10 protein-coding genes are annotated in these 14,502 nt (G+C 74.3%); 3 read left to right on the top strand and 7 right to left on the bottom strand.

Translation table 11 applies throughout. From position 1 onward, the window contains the following. Position 1 precedes the first annotated feature (1 nt). Positions 2-484 (bottom strand): DUF3515 domain-containing protein, encoded by a 483-nt coding sequence (locus tag ABT070_RS22970; protein WP_351763540.1) that lies wholly within the window; start codon positions 482-484, stop codon positions 2-4. Between the two features lie 20 nt (positions 485-504). Further along, positions 505-738: an Lrp/AsnC family transcriptional regulator gene (locus ABT070_RS22965; protein ID WP_020128743.1), complete on the bottom strand. Its 234-nt coding sequence runs from the start codon at positions 736-738 to the stop codon at positions 505-507. A gap of 206 nt (positions 739-944) precedes the next feature. Between ABT070_RS22965 and ABT070_RS22960 the strand changes: the two genes are divergently transcribed. Then, positions 945-1,910 carry a thiamine-phosphate kinase gene (locus ABT070_RS22960; RefSeq protein WP_351763538.1) on the top strand — a complete coding sequence of 322 codons (966 nt, stop codon included), beginning with the start codon at positions 945-947 and terminating at the stop codon, positions 1,908-1,910. After that, positions 1,907-2,722 carry a bifunctional hydroxymethylpyrimidine kinase/phosphomethylpyrimidine kinase gene (gene thiD, locus ABT070_RS22955; RefSeq protein ID WP_351763536.1) on the top strand — a complete coding sequence of 272 codons (816 nt, stop codon included), beginning with the start codon at positions 1,907-1,909 and terminating at the stop codon, positions 2,720-2,722. Before ABT070_RS22960 ends, thiD begins: the two co-directional genes overlap by 4 nt. Here the strand turns inward: thiD and ABT070_RS22950 are convergent. The 3 genes from ABT070_RS22950 to rpmB all read right to left on the bottom strand — a co-directional run bounded on the left by ABT070_RS22950 (position 2,697) and on the right by rpmB (position 7,422). Continuing rightward, entirely contained in the window at positions 2,697-3,902 is a 1,206-nt protein-coding gene (locus ABT070_RS22950; protein ID WP_351763534.1) for an FAD-dependent monooxygenase, read from the bottom strand. The genes thiD and ABT070_RS22950 overlap by 26 nt on opposite strands. A 108-nt stretch (positions 3,903-4,010) precedes the next feature. Then, positions 4,011-7,088 (bottom strand): AfsR/SARP family transcriptional regulator, encoded by a 3,078-nt coding sequence (locus ABT070_RS22945; protein ID WP_351763532.1) that lies wholly within the window; start codon positions 7,086-7,088, stop codon positions 4,011-4,013. Between the two features lie 148 nt (positions 7,089-7,236). Then, on the bottom strand, positions 7,237-7,422 hold the full coding sequence (gene rpmB, locus ABT070_RS22940) for a 50S ribosomal protein L28 (protein WP_013000438.1): 186 nt from the start codon (positions 7,420-7,422) through the stop codon (positions 7,237-7,239). A 279-nt stretch (positions 7,423-7,701) separates the two neighbouring features. On the opposite strand from rpmB, the gene ABT070_RS22935 reads away from it, so the two are divergent. Continuing rightward, positions 7,702-9,423, top strand: a complete 1,722-nt coding sequence (locus ABT070_RS22935) for a DAK2 domain-containing protein (RefSeq protein ID WP_351763530.1) — start codon at positions 7,702-7,704, stop codon at positions 9,421-9,423. A gap of 88 nt (positions 9,424-9,511) precedes the next feature. Here the strand turns inward: ABT070_RS22935 and ABT070_RS22930 are convergent, their stop codons facing one another. Together ABT070_RS22930 and ABT070_RS22925 are read right to left on the bottom strand one after the other, a co-directional pair. After that, a complete protein-coding gene (locus ABT070_RS22930; protein WP_351763528.1) occupies positions 9,512-12,511 on the bottom strand; it encodes a tetratricopeptide repeat protein in 3,000 nt (999 codons plus the stop codon). Beyond that, on the bottom strand, positions 12,511-14,367 hold the full coding sequence (locus tag ABT070_RS22925) for an HSP90 family protein (RefSeq protein ID WP_351763526.1): 1,857 nt from the start codon (positions 14,365-14,367) through the stop codon (positions 12,511-12,513). The genes ABT070_RS22930 and ABT070_RS22925 overlap by 1 nt, the downstream gene beginning before the upstream one ends. Positions 14,368-14,502 lie beyond the last annotated feature (135 nt).

Genomic DNA, 14,502 nt, shown 5'->3' with positions numbered 1-14,502 from the left:
CCTAGTCGGCGATCCCTTCGGGGATCGCCTTCCTGACGGAGGGCGCCAGGTCGACGAGCGGCGCCATGCCGTCTCCCGCGCGGTCCTTCGGGATCGTCACCTCGACGTACGCCCTGCGCAGGGTGGTGGTGAACCGGAACGCCCCGCCGTCCCGCTCCTCCAGCAGCCACCCCACGCCGTCCACCTCGACCCCGTCCGCGCTCCCGTCGCTCATCTTCTCGGGTCGTTCGACACCGCAGCGCAGTATGATCGCCGGGTTCCCCCAGCCCGCGGTCAGCGCGGACGCGGGTGAGGGATCCCCGCGGTCGAGGTCGTCCACGGTGGACGGCAGCGCCTCGTCCAGGTTCCGGCACAGTTCGGTGACCGATGCCGAGGGGCTGGGAACCGCCGCCGACGTGTCACCGTCTGCTGAGGAGCAGCCCACCGCAAGCAGCAGGAGGGCGAGCGAGGGCAGGCCGATGGGCCGGTGACGGAAAAGGTTCACCGGCCAAGGTTAGACGGGGGCTACAGATGCACGACCGGGCAGGTCAGTGTGCGGGTGATCCCGTCCACCTGCTGGACCTTGGCCACCACCATGCGGCCGAGGTCGTCCACCGTGTCAGCCTGGGCCCGCACGATCACGTCATAAGGTCCCGTCACGTCCTCGGCCTGGACGACGCCAGGGATTTTGCCGATCTCTTCGGCGACGGTCGACGCTTTGCCGACCTCCGTCTGGATCAGGATGTACGCCTGTACCACGGAACCTCCAGGGCGGCCACGAGGATCATGTGGGGAAAAGGAACGCCACGGTATCGCGTCGCCGCTCGCCGCGGGGAGACCTGCGGGAACCACGGCTCGCGCGCCGGGGTGCGGACAGGACAGAAGTTGACGGCTGACTCGACCGTATCGAGGACACTGGTTACGCGCGACCGGGCACAGACAGGTACAGAAGGGGCGAAAGGGCAATGAAGGGCACTGTTGGTGAGCTCGGGGAGTTCGGGCTCATCAGGGAGCTCACCTCCCGTCTCACCACCACCCCCGCGGTCCGGGTCGGCCCCGGCGACGACGCCGCGGTGGTCGCCGCGCCCGACCGCCGGGTCGTGGCCAGCACCGACATCCTGCTGGAGGGCCGGCACTTCCGTCGCGACTGGTCCACGGCCTACGACGTCGGCCGCAAGGCCGCCGCGCAGAACCTCGCCGACATCGCCGCCATGGGCGCGGTGCCGACGGCCCTGCTGCTCGGCCTCGTCGTCCCCGCCGAACTGCCGGTCACCTGGCCGTCCGAGATGATGGACGGCCTGCGCGACGAGTGCCAGGTCGCCGGCGCCTCCGTGGTCGGCGGCGACGTCGTACGGGGCGACACGATCATGGTGTCGATCACCGCGCTCGGCGACCTGCGCAACCAGGAGCCGGTCACCCGGGGCGGCGCCCAGCCCGGCGACCTCGTCGCGGTGACCGGCTGGCTGGGCTGGTCCGCCGCCGGGTACGCGGTCCTCTCGCGCGGCTTCCGCTCGCCCCGCGCCTTCGTCGAGGCCCACCGCCGACCCGAACCGCCGTACCACGCGGGTCCGGCCGCCGCCGGGCTCGGCGCGACGGCGATGTGCGACGTCAGCGACGGGCTGATCGCCGACCTCGGGCACATCGCCGAGGCCAGCAAGGTCCGCATCGACATCCGCTCCGGCGCCATCGACATCCCCACCCAGATGAACGACATCGGACAGGCCGTCGGCGTCGACCCGATGCAGTGGGTGCTCACCGGGGGAGAGGACCACGCGATCGTGGCGACCTTCCCGCCCGACGTGAAACTGCCCGCCCGCTGGAAGGTGATCGGCGAGGTGCTCAACCCGTCCGCCCTGCCCCACGTGACGGTCGACGGGGCGCCCTGGACCAGCAAGGGCGGCTGGGACCACTTCGGGGACCTGGAGTCGTGAGCGCGCCCGGAACCCCGCCCCGGGTGCTGACCGTCGCCGGCTCCGACTCCGGCGGCGGCGCCGGCATCCAGGCCGACCTGAAGACGATGCTCGCGCTCGGCGTGCACGGCATGAGCGTGATCACCGCGGTCACCGCGCAGAACTCGCGGGGCGTGCAGGGCGCTTGGGAACTGCCGGTGGAGGCGGTCCGCGCCCAGTACCGCAGCGTCGTCGACGACATCGGAGTCCAGGCGGTGAAGACGGGCATGCTTGCCTCCGCCGAACTCGTCGAGACGGTGGCCGAGTTGCTGGCGGACACCGGCGCTCCCGTCGTCGTCGACCCGGTCGGGGTCTCCAAGCACGGGGACCCGCTGCTGGCCGCCTCCGCGCTGGACTCCGTACGGACGAAACTGCTGCCGGTCGCCACCGTCGCCACTCCGAATCTCGACGAGGTGGCCCAACTGACGGGCGTGCGGGTCGAGTCGGAGGAGCAGCTGAGGGACGCGGCGGCCGCCGTGCTGGCGTACGGGCCGCGCTGGGCGCTCATCAAGGGCGGCCATCTCCCCGGTGCCGCCGTCGACCTGTTGACGGACGGCGGCGAGGAGCACTGGCTGCGGGCGCCGAGGTACGACAACCGGCACACGCACGGCACGGGCTGCACCCTCGCGTCCGCGATCGCGGCGCAGCTGGCGAAGGGGAGCACCGTGCCGGAGGCGGTGGCGGCGGCCAAGCGGTACGTCACGGGGGCGATCGCCGCCGGGTTCGCACTCGGCGCCGGCATCGGTCCCGTGGACCACGGATGGGATCTCACCCGGGGTACGGCCGGAGCCTGATGTCGGTCGCCGCCTTCTCGGTGAGCCGCCGGAAGACGCCGGCCATCGGGCGCGAGCCGAGCAGCCGGTACATCCGGTCCCGGTTGCGGATGCGCCGCTCGGTCGGCGGGGCGAAGAACGGGCCCGCGTTGCCGGAGATCTTCTGGCAGCCCTTGGCGAAGGACCGGATCCGACTCTCGTACTCGGCGAACGCGGTCCGGTGGTCGCCGCCCGCCAGGGCCAGCTCACCGGCCAGCACGTGGGCGCCGACGATCGCCGCGCCCGTCCCCATGCCGCCCATGGTCGCGCCGTACCCGGCGTCCCCCAGCAGCGCCACCCGGCCCTCGGCGAGGCGGTCCACGTGGATCTGCGCGATCGCGTCGAAGTACAGCCGGTCGGCGTCCGCGAGCGCATCGAGCACCTTCGGCGCCTGCCAGCCCATCCCCGCGAACCGCTCGGCGAGGATCCGCTTCTGCGCGGCCGTGTCCCGACGGTCGTAGGCGATCTGCTCCGACCGGAAGACCAGCAGCGCACCGGCGTGGTCGGGGTCGCCGTCGTAGTTGCCCAGGGCGATCGCGCGGCCGGGCTCGCTGTACAGCCGGCCGGTACGGTGCAGCCCCAGGGCGTTGGGGACCTCGAAGGCGGCCACGTAGTGATCGAAGAAGCGCAGGTAGCGGGACTCGTCGCCGAAGACCAGCCCACGGGTGTTCGAGTGCAGGCCGTCGGCACCGATCACGAGGTCGAAGCGGCGCGGGGCGTTCTCCCCGAAGGTCACGTCGACGCCCGCGGCGGTGTCCGTGAGGGTGGCGATCGAGTCGCCGAAGACGTACTCGACGTCGTCCCGGGTGCGCTCGTACATGATCTGCGCGAGGTCGCCGCGGAGGATCTCGACGTCACCGCTCATCATCTCGGCCGGCAGGTCCACGCGCGGCGTGCCGTCCTCGGCGACCACGATCTGGCGGCCCATGCGGGTCCGGCGGGCGTGGATCTCGTCCCAGATGCCCATGGAGGTGAGGATCTCGCGGTGGACGTGGCCCCGGAAGTCGACGGCGAAGCCGCCCGCGCGCAGATCCGTGGACCGCTCGACCACGGTGACGCGGGCGCCGTACCGGGCCAGGTTGAGCGCGAGCGCCGGGCCGGCGACGCTCGCGCCGGAGATCAGGACGGACAGGTGGTCGAGGCTGTTGCGGGTCTTCGTCATGCCCGGCAGCCTCGTGGCGTCCGCTGACCGTTTCCCTACCGCCCGCCTACCGCCCGCCTACTGCCCGTCTGCTGCCCCACTGCCCGCCTACCGCCCGTCTGCTGCCCCCTACCGCCCGCCCGCCGGCCCCTGCGGTTCGCCGACCGCCGCCGACCGACGGCCGCGGCCGCGCTCGAAGGCCGTGTCGTACGCCCGCGGAGACAGCCGTGCGCGGACGTCGTTCAGCGTGCGGACGACATCGGGGTCGCCGAGGAGGACGGTGCCCCGCAGGCCCGCGGCGGCGCCCAGGAGCTCGGCCGCGCGCTCGGGTCGCGGGGCGACGGAGGCCAGGGCGTCGGCCAGATCGGCCAGCGCCAGGACGTCGAACGACTCCAGCGCCGGTCCACGGGCCTGCTCCAGCCACTCGCGGGCCGCCTCGGGCCGGCCCTCCGCCGCGGCCGTGCGTCCGAGCCCGACGAGGAGCCGCACCGTCTCGCTCGTGCTGAACCAGGTGGCGGTGCACAGTTCCAGACCGCTCTCGTAGTGCACGCGCGCGTGGGCGGTGTCGCCGGACAGCCGGGCCACGTCACCGAGGCCCCGCCGCGCGGCGGCCACCTTGTCGGGCACACCCGCGGTGCGGGCCAGGTCCGCGGAGCGGGTGAAGTGCGCGGCCGCCTCCTCGGCGTCGCCCTGGTGCAGCAGCACGACCGCGCGGGAGCGCAGCAGGTCCGCGATCTCCTCCGGGGCCCGCAGTTCCCGCACGTGGACCAGCCCCTCGTCGAGCAGCTCCAGTGCGCGCGCGTGGTCGCCCCGCCCGTCGGCGAACAGGGCCAGCGGATCGAGGCAGTTCGCCTTGCCCCAGCGGTCGCCGGTGGCCCGGAAGCCCTCCAGCGAACGGGCGAAGGAGGCCTCCGCGGCGGTCGCGCGGCCGGAGTAGAGCTCCTGGTAGGCCAGGCCGAGGTCCAGCAGCGCGTGACCCCACGGCTCCGCACCGACCTGGACGCGGACCTGTTCGTCCGCGGCGAGCAGGGGACCGCCGGTGAGCGACCACACGATCACGGTGAACGGCAGTCGCAGCGGCCGGTCCAGGGTCCGCATCACGGCCACCGCGCGTGCGACGCGCGCCGCCTCGCCGGGGTCGTCGCCGAGCCCGGCGACGGAGTTCATCAGGCAGAGCGCGTACTCCTCGGTCGGCTCGCCGGGCGGCTCGTCGCCGACGGCCGCCAGCAGCGCGCGGGCCTGCGTCAGCTGCTCGCCGTACAGCCCGCGCAGTCGCCGGAACCAGGTGAGCGTCGCCATGAGCCGCAGCGCGGCGGCGGGATCGGTGGCGGTCAGGAGACCCGTGGCCGCGTCCAGGTTGTCGTGCTCGGCGTCCAGCCGGGCCAGCCAGGGGAGCTGGTCCCGGCCGCGCAGACACGGTTCCGCCCGCTCGGCCAGCCGCAGGAAGTACCGGGCGTGCGCGTCCCGCAGGGCCGCCTCACCGGCGCAGCTCTCGGCGGCGAACACCCGGATCGTCTCCAGCATGCGGTACCGGCCCTCGGCCGCCGCCGGGCTCTCGGTCACCTCCAGGAAGGACTTCTCCACCAGCGAGGCCAGCAGGTCCTCCGGGTACGGCAGCCCGCACACCGTCTCCACCGCGTCCAGCGTGGCACCTCCGGAGAACACCGTGAACCGGCGGGCCAGCTCCCGCTCCTCCTCGTCCAGGAGGTCCCAGCTCCACTCCACGACGGCGCGCAGGGTGCGGTGCCGGGGCGCCTTGGAACGGTCGCCGCGCGACAGCAGCCGGAACCGGTCGTCGAGCCGGTCGGCCAGCTCGTCAGGGGTCAGGGTGCGCAGCCGGGCCGCCGCCAGCTCGATCGCCAGCGGCAGCCCGTCCAGGGCCGCGCAGACGCCGGGCACGCGCGCGTGACCCTCGAAGCCGGGCCGCACGGCACGCGCGCGGTCCAGGAACAGCCGTACCGCGGGATCCGGCGGCAGCGGCGGCACCGGGACGAGCACCTCGCCGGTGATCCCGAGCGACTCCCGGCCGGTCGCCAGCACCCGCACCCCGGGGCAGGACGCGAGCAGCAGGGCCGACAGCCGGGCCGCGTCCTCGACCAGGTGCTCGCAGTTGTCGAGCACCAGCAGCAGCTCCCGGTCCTCCAGCACCGCCGACAGACGGCCCGCGCCGTCCCCGGCGGGCGTACGGAACCCTTCACGCACCCCGAGGGCCGCGAGAACGGCGTACGGGATCCGCGTCCCGTCGGTGAGCGGCGCCAACTCGACGAAACACACGTCCTCGCGGGCCGCCGCGGGGGAGGGGAGCAGCGGTGCCTCGGTACGCGCGCGTGCCGCCTCGATCGCCAGCCTGGTCTTGCCGGCCCCGCCCGGCCCGGTGAGGGTGACGAGCCGCGCCTCGGACAGCGCCTCGGCGATGCGGGCCAGTTCGCTCTCGCGGCCGATGAAGCGGGTGAGCTGCACGGGTACGGAGGACCGCACGGGTCCGCCGCCCCGGAGGAGTTCCAGGTGCAGGGCGGTCAGCTCGGGCGACGGGTCGGCGCCCAGCTCCTCGGCGAGGGCACGCCGCGCCTCCTCGAACACCGTGAGCGCCTCGGCGGGCCGCCCACCCGCGTGCAGGGCCCTCATCAGCTGCCCGTACAGCCGCTCGCTCAGCGGGTGCGCGGTCAGCAGGCCCCGCAGCTCGGGCACCAGGTCGGGCCCACCGCCGAGCAGGAGATCCGCTTCGACCCGGTCCTGTACGGCGCTCAGCCGCAGTTCGTCGAGCCGGGCCCGCTCGGCGTGCGCGTCGGGGAGGTCGGGCAGGGCCGGCCCGCGCCAGAGGGCGAGGGCCTCGCGCAGCGGGGTGGCCGCCCGGGCGGGGTCCCCGGCGGCGAGAGCGGCCCGCCCCTGCCCGGCCAGCCGCTCGAAGCGGTGGAGGTCCACGGCGTCGGGCGGGACGGTCAGCCGGTAGCCGGCGGGAGTGGCCTCGATCTCCGCGTGCGGGGCGAGGCGGCGGCGCAGCCGGGAGACCTGGGACTGGAGCGCGTTGCCCGCTCCGGCGGGCGGCTCGGCGCCGTACAGGCCGTCGGTCAGGCGCTCCACGGAGACGCTCCGGCCGGCCTCGAGCAGCAGGAGGCTGAGCAGGGCGCGGGGACGGGGGCCGCCGGGGTCGACGGGGGTGCCGTCGCCGGCGCGGAGGTCGAGGGTGCCCAGGATGCCGAAGCGCATTCCCCGGAGTGTGACAGGCGCCTGGATCACGGGCACAGCAGAAAGCCGGCCCACCTGGGTGGACCGGCTTCATGCAGCGAACCAGCAGTGGCCGCGCGCGTTGGGGTTCCCCCCGGCTCGAACGGAGTCGAGAGCAGAGGGATATGCGTCAGCGCGAGACCTTGCCGGCCTTGATGCACGAGGTGCAAGCGTTCACGCGCTTCGGCGTCCCGCCGACCACGGTACGGACGCGCTGGATGTTGGGGTTCCAGCGACGGGACGTACGGCGGTGCGAGTGCGAGATGTTGTTGCCGAAGCTCGGCCCCTTGCCACAGACGTCGCAGTTGGCAGCCACGGGTCACTCCAAAGACTTCAGATGCACTTACGGATGATCCCGGCATGCCGGGATCAGGATCTAGGATCTGAGTGGCGCTGCCAGGGGGATGGCCCGATGCGGATCGGGCAACCGGAGCAGCATACAACGACTGCGCCAGTGCAACGAAACTACCATGGCTGCTCAGGGACCTGTCCCCCGCCCCGGTCGGCCCCCGCCCGCTCCTGCCCGGCCCGCTTTCCCGCGGACACCGGCCCGGGGTCTACGCTGCGTCCAGTCCAGCAGCTCAAGGAGGCGCAGGTGGCGCAGGTGCCGCAGACATTCTTCGATGCTCTCGCGGTGCGCACCTGGTGCGGCCTGGCGCTCACGGCGCTGGGCCGGGCGCGCGAGGAGATCGACGCGATCAACGTCTACCCCGTCGCGGACGGGGACACCGGCACCAACCTGTACCTGACCGTCGAGTCGGCGGCGACCGCCGTGGAGGCGGTGTTCGCCGGGTACGAGGCCGGTTCCGGCGCCGGTTCGGTGCCCGCGGGGAAGCCCTCTCTCGCGGACGCCGCGCGCGCGATGGCGCACGGCGCGCTCATCGGGGCGCGCGGGAACTCGGGGACGATCCTCGCGCAGCTGCTGCGCGGCATGGCCCAGGTGCTCACCGCCGAGGCAGAGACCCCTCACACCGACGGGGACGGGCTGCGGCTGGCCCTTCGGCACGCGGCCGACTCCGCCCGCCAGGCCGTCGCCCATCCCGTCGAGGGCACCGTGCTGTCGGTCGCCTCGGCCGCCGCCGACGCGGCGGAGGGAGCCGAGGGGGACTGCGGGACGGTCTCCCGGGCGGCCTACCGGGGGGCGTGCGCGGCGCTCGCCGCGACCCCGGGCCAACTGGCCGTGCTCCAGCGCGCCGGAGTGGTGGACGCGGGCGGCCGCGGGCTGGTGGCGGTTCTCGCCGCACTGGTGGAGACGTTCACGGGGGAGGCGCCGGGACTCTCCGGCGCCGCGGCCGCGGGTGCTGCCGCGGCCCACGGGCGCGTGGAGACCGTTCAGGCGGCGGACTGCGCCGACGACGGGGCGGACGGTGGCGGGGGCGAGGGCGGCGAGGGCGGTCCGGCCTTCGAGGTGATCTATCTGCTGGAGGCCGAGGACCCGGCCGTGGCGCGGCTGCGGCAACGGCTGGACGCCCTGGGCGACTCGCTGGTCGTGGTCGGCGGCGACGGCCTGTGGAACGTGCACGTGCACGTGGACGACGCGGGGGCCGCCGTGGAGGCGGGCGTCGAGGCGGGTCGGCCGTACCGGATCCGCATCACCCACTTCGGCGCCGACGACGCGCACACGCGCGGTGGTGAGCGGCCGCCGCGCGAGCGCGTCCAGCGGGCGGTCGTCGCCGTGGTGCCCGGCGAGGGCCTGGCCGGGCTGTACGGGGAGGCGGGCGCGACCACCGTGCTCGCGCGCCCCGGGGAGCCGCCCGCCAGCGGCGAGCTCGTCGAGGCCGTACGACGGGCACACGCGCGTGAGGTCGTGCTGCTGCCCAACGACGCCGATCTGCGGCACACCGCCGCAGCGGCCGCGGAACAGGCCCGCACGGAGGGCATCCGGGTGGCGCTGATCCCCACCCGGTCGGCGGTCCAGGGGATCGCGGCGCTGGCCGTGCACGAGCCGGACCGCCGCTTCGACGAGGACGTCGTCTCCATGACCTCGGCGGCGGGCGCCACCCGCTACGCCGAGGTCACCGTCGCCGAGCGCCAGTCGTGGACCATGGCCGGCATCTGCCAGGCCGGTGACGTCCTCGGGCTGATCGACGGCGACGTGGCCGTCATCGGGTCCGATGTCACCGCCGCCGCCGAGACCGTCCTGAACCGCATGCTGGCGGCGGGCGGCGAACTCGTCACCCTCGTGCTCGGCGACGAGGCCCCCGAGGGTGTCGCCGAGCATCTGGAGGCACGGGTACGGGAGGCGTACCTCGCCGTGGACACGGTGGTGTACCGGGGAGGACGGCAGGGCGCGTTGGTGCTGATCGGGGTGGAGTAGACCGGGGTGGAGCACACGGGGGATTGTTGGACAATCCCCCGAGCGAGGCGGGGATTGCTGAACGACCCCTGTGTCCGCCGAGGACCGTTCAACGATCCCTCTGTTCCTCCGCCGCCTGCAACAGCTGCTCCGCCTCGGCCCGCCGCGCCCGCACCGTCTCGTCCTCCCCCTCCTCGCCGCTGACGATGCCGGCGTCGTCGTCCTCGGCATCGGCGTAGGCCCGCAGCACCGCACGCGCGCGTGCGGCCGCCGCCGCCGGGTCTCCCAGATCGGTCTCCAGCCAGCCCGCGGCCAGCTCCGCCCCGGTCCGGGCGTGCACGGCGTCCTCGCCCAGGGCGACGAACACCGCGACGGCCTCGGCCATCTGGGAGAGCGCCTCGTCCAGAGCGGCCCGGATCGAGTCGTCGTCGGCGTCCTCGGCGGCGGAACGGGCCAGCAGGTCCCCGAACTGGCGGTGCGTGTGGCCGAGTTCGGCGACGAGCCGCAGCCGCGCCTCGTCGTCGTCGGCCCCGTCGAACGCGTCCGCGCACTCCTCCACGGCACGCGCCATCAGGTCGCGCGCCGCGTCGGTCCCGTCCTCGGTGCGCAACGCCAGCCACGCGCGGGCGCGCAGCGAGCGGACGAGCCCGTGGACGTTGCCGAGACCGCGCCACAACTCGCCCGCCCGCGCGTAGGCCTGGTCCGCCTCGGTGCGCAGACCGGCCTGGCCGAGCGACTCGGCGGCCAGGTGGGCGAGGGTCGCGTGGTCGTGCTGCTCGGGCCAGTGCCGGGCGATCTCGGCGGCCTGGAGCCGGCGTTCGGCGGCGTCCCGGTGTTCCCCGAGCTCGCTCAGACAGTCACCCAGCCACCACTGCGTCTGGACGACCGCGCCGTCGCCGTGGGTCTCGGCGGTCAGCTCCGCCAGCGCGGACTCCAGCACCTCCGCGGCCTCGGCCCAGCGGCACTGCCGGACCAGGAACCCGCCGAGCTGGTGCCGCGCCCACGCGCCGAGCGTGGGGCCCGCGCCCGCCTCGTCCGCCCAGTGCGCCGCCTCCAGGGCGTGCTCCGCGGCCTCCTCGGCCTCCCCCCGGCCCCCGACGACCTCGGCGAGCTGGAGGTGCAGCTGGGCCCGCCCGACGGCCTCCAGGTACGGTCCGCCGTGCTCCAGGGCGGCCCGCAGGGCCCGCTCCGCCTCCCTCATGTCGCCCAGCTGGTGGGCGAGACCGGCCAGCCGGGCCTCGTACTCCACGGCGAACCACGGCAGACCCGTCTCGATGAACTCCCGCGCGGCCCGAGCGAACAGCACGGCGCCCGCCTCCGGGTTCCCGGAGTGCGTCGCCAGCTCGGCGAGCATCGCGTGCCCCTCGGCCACCCGGGCGGCGAGGCGTACGTCGTTCCCCGCGCGCCCCTCGACGAGGGCCAGCAGCTCCCGTACGGCCGCCTCCGCGTCCGCCAGGACCGCCTCGTCGACCACCTCTCCCTCGGCCTCGTGGACGCGCCGCATCAGGATCCGCGCCCGGCCCATCAGCACGCCCGCCGCCTGTGGCACCTCCGTGCCGCCCTCGGCGTACAGCGCGAGAACCCGGTCGTACGGGTCGGCGACCGCCGCGAGCGCCTCGTCGATCTCGCCGGCCAGCGCGCGGATGTACGCGGCACGCGCGCGTGCCGCCAGGGCCTCGCCGGGGTCGCCCGCCTGCGCGTACAGCACGGCGGCGCGCTCGAACGTGTCGGCGCCCTCCGGGCCGAGACCTATCGCCTCGTGGTCGGCGATCTCCGCGCGGTCACGCGCCTCCAGCTCGACGCCCTCCGCCTCCTCGGCCAGCCGGGCCACCCGCGCCCACGCCTCGACGGCAAGCGGCTGGAGCGTGTCGGACAGCCGCTTGGCCTCGGCGAGCAGGACCGCCAGGTCCGGTCCGGCGGCCTCCTGGACCGGCGCCGGAGCCGGAGCGGAGATCCCGGGCGCCGCCGTCGCGGCGGCCACGGCGGAGGCGGGGCGAGCCGCCCGTACGCCCAGGGGCAGCCGCTCCACCAGGGGCAGCTGTGCCATACGCGCGCGTGCCCGCTCGCCGACGTACGACGTGCCGTTGCGCTCGTCGAAGCGCGCGGCCAGCGCGAGAGCCTGCGCGCGCGCTTCCGCCGCGAGTTCCCGGGCCGTCCACTCGCGCCCGTCGGGCCCGGGTACCCGCTGACCGGCGAGCCCCAGCTCGGACAGGCGCTCCATGAGCAGCACCACCACGCTCAGGAACTCCAGCCTGCTGTGCGGATGCCCCTCGTCGGTGAAGTACGCCGGGCGCTCCGCGAGCAGCTCCAGTCCCCGCGCCTCGTTGCCGGTCAGCGCGCAGAACTCGACGTGGTCGGCGTAGGCGCCCCGCATGCTCTCCATGGACCGCACCAGCCGGAAACCCCGCAGATGGTGGGCGCGGGCCTCCTCGAGCCGGCCGAGCCGCAGCAACGGCACCAGGGACGACGCGAGCACCGTGTGCGGCTCGTGCGCGCACGCGTACTCGCCCTCCAGGACCGGCGCCCACAGCGCGAGCGCCTCCGCGTCCCGGCCCCGCTCCGCCCGCCACCAGCCCTGCCCGTGCAGCTCGCACGCGTGGCAGTCGGCCATGGTGTCCCGGTCCGCGGCCAGCCACGCGGTGAACGCCCGCTCCGCCCGCTCCACGTCGCCCACGTGCGCGGCCACGCTGAACTCGGCGCTGCGCACCGCCCGCGCGGAGTGCCCGGCGAGCCGGTAGCGGTGCTCCATCTCGCCGAGCCACTTCTCCACCGACGCCAGCGGCACGTGCGGCTGGTCGAGCATGCCGGACGACATCCACTTGAAGACCCAGTGCAGCGAGTGCGTCTCGTACTCGTCGAAGTCCTCGGGCCGCTCGTCCCACATGCGCAGCAGCCGCGCGAACGGGACGAACATCTTCGCCTTCTCGGAGCTGTAGTTGTAGACCTTCAGCTGGTGCCCGAGCGCCTCGATCACGGCGAGCGGGACGCCCAGCGTCTCGGCCTCCAGCAGCAGCTGTTCCGCGCGCGCGTTGCGGGCCGGGCCCTCCGGCTGCTCGCCGTTCTCCGCCATCGCCCGGCGGAGGGAGTCGAAGTCCGTGATCTCGCTCATCATTGACCGCCTTGTTCCTCTGTCGGCTCCCCGTGTGCCGACTCCCCGTGCGTGGCCCATTCCAGGAGGCCTATGAACGCCCGGTTCAGCAGCGCCGAGTCCGCGGGCCGCAGCGGGCGCTGCGCCATCAGCAGCGCCTGCCCGTACAGCGACTCCGTGGCGGTGCCGATCAACTCGGGATCGTTCAACGAACTGATCCGCCGGATCAGCGGGTTGAGATGGTTGAGCACCAGCCGCGCGCGTGGGGCGCTCCCACGCAGCGAGCCCAGAATGCCCGCCCACAGGTCGTCGGCCTGCGCCTCGGCCTGCACGCGTGCCTGCTCGTGCCGGGCCCCCCGGTCGTCGAGGTGCAGCGCGGGCACCGACAACGGGTGGAACGCCCGCAGGACGACATCGCAGCCCAGCGGGTCGAGCGTCGCCCGCGCCGCCGCCAGGAAGCCCGCGAGCGCCGGCTCGTCGGCCGCGGCGACGGTGTCCAGGTGGGCGGTCACGGTGTCCGCGTCCAGCTCGGCGACCACCGTCCCCGGCCGCACCGACGGCAGCGCCTCGACCAGCTCGCTGTCGTACGTGTAACCGCCGTTGACCACCCCGATGCCCTGCGCGGACGCGATCGGCGCGACCTGCCGGTACTCCTCCACGGTCCGCGTGAAGTGCACCACCGGGTGCCGCTGCGCGAACTCCTCCAGCGACAGCCGCCCGTCGGTCGTCTCGAAGGGCAGCCACGGCAGCATCGTGCGCAGCATCTCCTCGTCGTGCCGCGCCAGGGACTTCACGCCCAGGTGGTGCACCTCGAGGAAGGCCGCGAGCCGCTGCGGATCACCGGCGGCCAGGCCCGTCAGCCACGACTGGATCCGTTCCCCGAGCGCCTCCCGTACCGCGGCCAGCGTCTCGTCCTCGTACAGCGACTCCCGCGAGGCCGTCGGCCGCAGACTGTCGGTGTCCAGGACGCAGCGCACGAAGAACGCCCAGTCGGGCAGCAGCTGTTCGCCCCGCTCGGTGAGCAGCATCCCCTTGAGGTGCACGCGGTGACCGGCACGCTGCGCCGGGCTGACCGCCGAAGGCAGCACGTACGCCACCCCGCGGACCCCCGCCACCGGCAGGTCCAGCTCGACGGAGTCCAACGGCGTGAAACCGAACAGCGCGTGACAGTGCCGGGCCAGCGCCACCCGCCGGTTGGCGGGGGAGGGGTAGGACCGGTTCCAGGGCGCCGGCAGATCGGTGACCGCCTCGTCGCCGACCCGGACGTCGTACGGCAGCAGCGCTCCGAAGTCCCGCGCCAGCGCCAGCACCCGCGGCTCCGCGAGCCACTCACCGGCGCCGGCCCGCGCCACCAGATGGACGGTGGTGCCCGGCTCGGGGTGCTCCTCGTGGGGCAGCGTCCGCACGGTGTAGGAGCCGTCGTCGTGTGCCGTCCACTCCACGGGCGGCGCGTCCGGGGTGCGGGCGCTGCGGCTGACCACGCGGATCCGCTCGGCCACCACGAAACAGGCCAGCAGCCCGATGCCGAACTGCCCGAGGAAGTCCGAACGGACGTCCTGGAGTCCCTCGGCGCGCTTGGAGCTGCGCCCGATCGTGGCCAGCAGGTCGTGCACGTCGGCCTCGGTGAGCCCGATGCCCGAGTCCTCCACCCGCAGCCCGCCGTCCGCCGCGGACAGCCGCACGCGCGCCGGGGCGTCGGGCTCCTCGGCCCGCCGGGCGGTGATCGCGTCCACGGCGTTCTGAAGCAGTTCGCGCAGGTAGACCTTGGGACTGGAATAGAGGTGATGGGACAGCAGGTCCACCAGACCACGCAGGTCGACCTGGAACGTGTGAGACGGCTGGGATGCCTGGGATGACTGTGAGGTCTGGGAGTCCATCGCTGCTGCGCCGCGGGCTGGGGGAGGAGCACGGCGCGGGGTCGGGCGGTCCCGGTGGGGCGGTGACCGCGGATGATGGCCGGAGCGCGTCATCCTAGAGCCCGAACGAGCCGCCTGACCAGGGGTTTCGGGACA

Source organism: Streptomyces sp. NPDC002884 (assembly GCF_040295245.1).
Classification (GTDB): Bacteria; Actinomycetota; Actinomycetes; order Streptomycetales; family Streptomycetaceae; genus Streptomyces.
Note: the sequence above shows the minus strand (reverse complement) of the source record. Positions and strands in the feature narration are given on the sequence as shown.

Excerpts from the sequence above, each read along its gene's own strand:
- ABT070_RS22945 (WP_351763532.1), bottom strand. The coding sequence starts at position 7,088 with ATGCGCTTCGGCATCCTGGGCACCCTCGACCTCCGCGCCGGCGACGGC.
- ABT070_RS22950 (WP_351763534.1), bottom strand. The coding sequence starts at position 3,902 with ATGACGAAGACCCGCAACAGCCTCGACCACCTGTCCGTCCTGATCTCC.
- ABT070_RS22930 (WP_351763528.1), bottom strand. The coding sequence starts at position 12,511 with ATGAGCGAGATCACGGACTTCGACTCCCTCCGCCGGGCGATGGCGGAG.
- ABT070_RS22925 (WP_351763526.1), bottom strand. The coding sequence starts at position 14,367 with ATGGACTCCCAGACCTCACAGTCATCCCAGGCATCCCAGCCGTCTCAC.
- ABT070_RS22960 (WP_351763538.1), top strand. The coding sequence starts at position 945 with ATGAAGGGCACTGTTGGTGAGCTCGGGGAGTTCGGGCTCATCAGGGAG.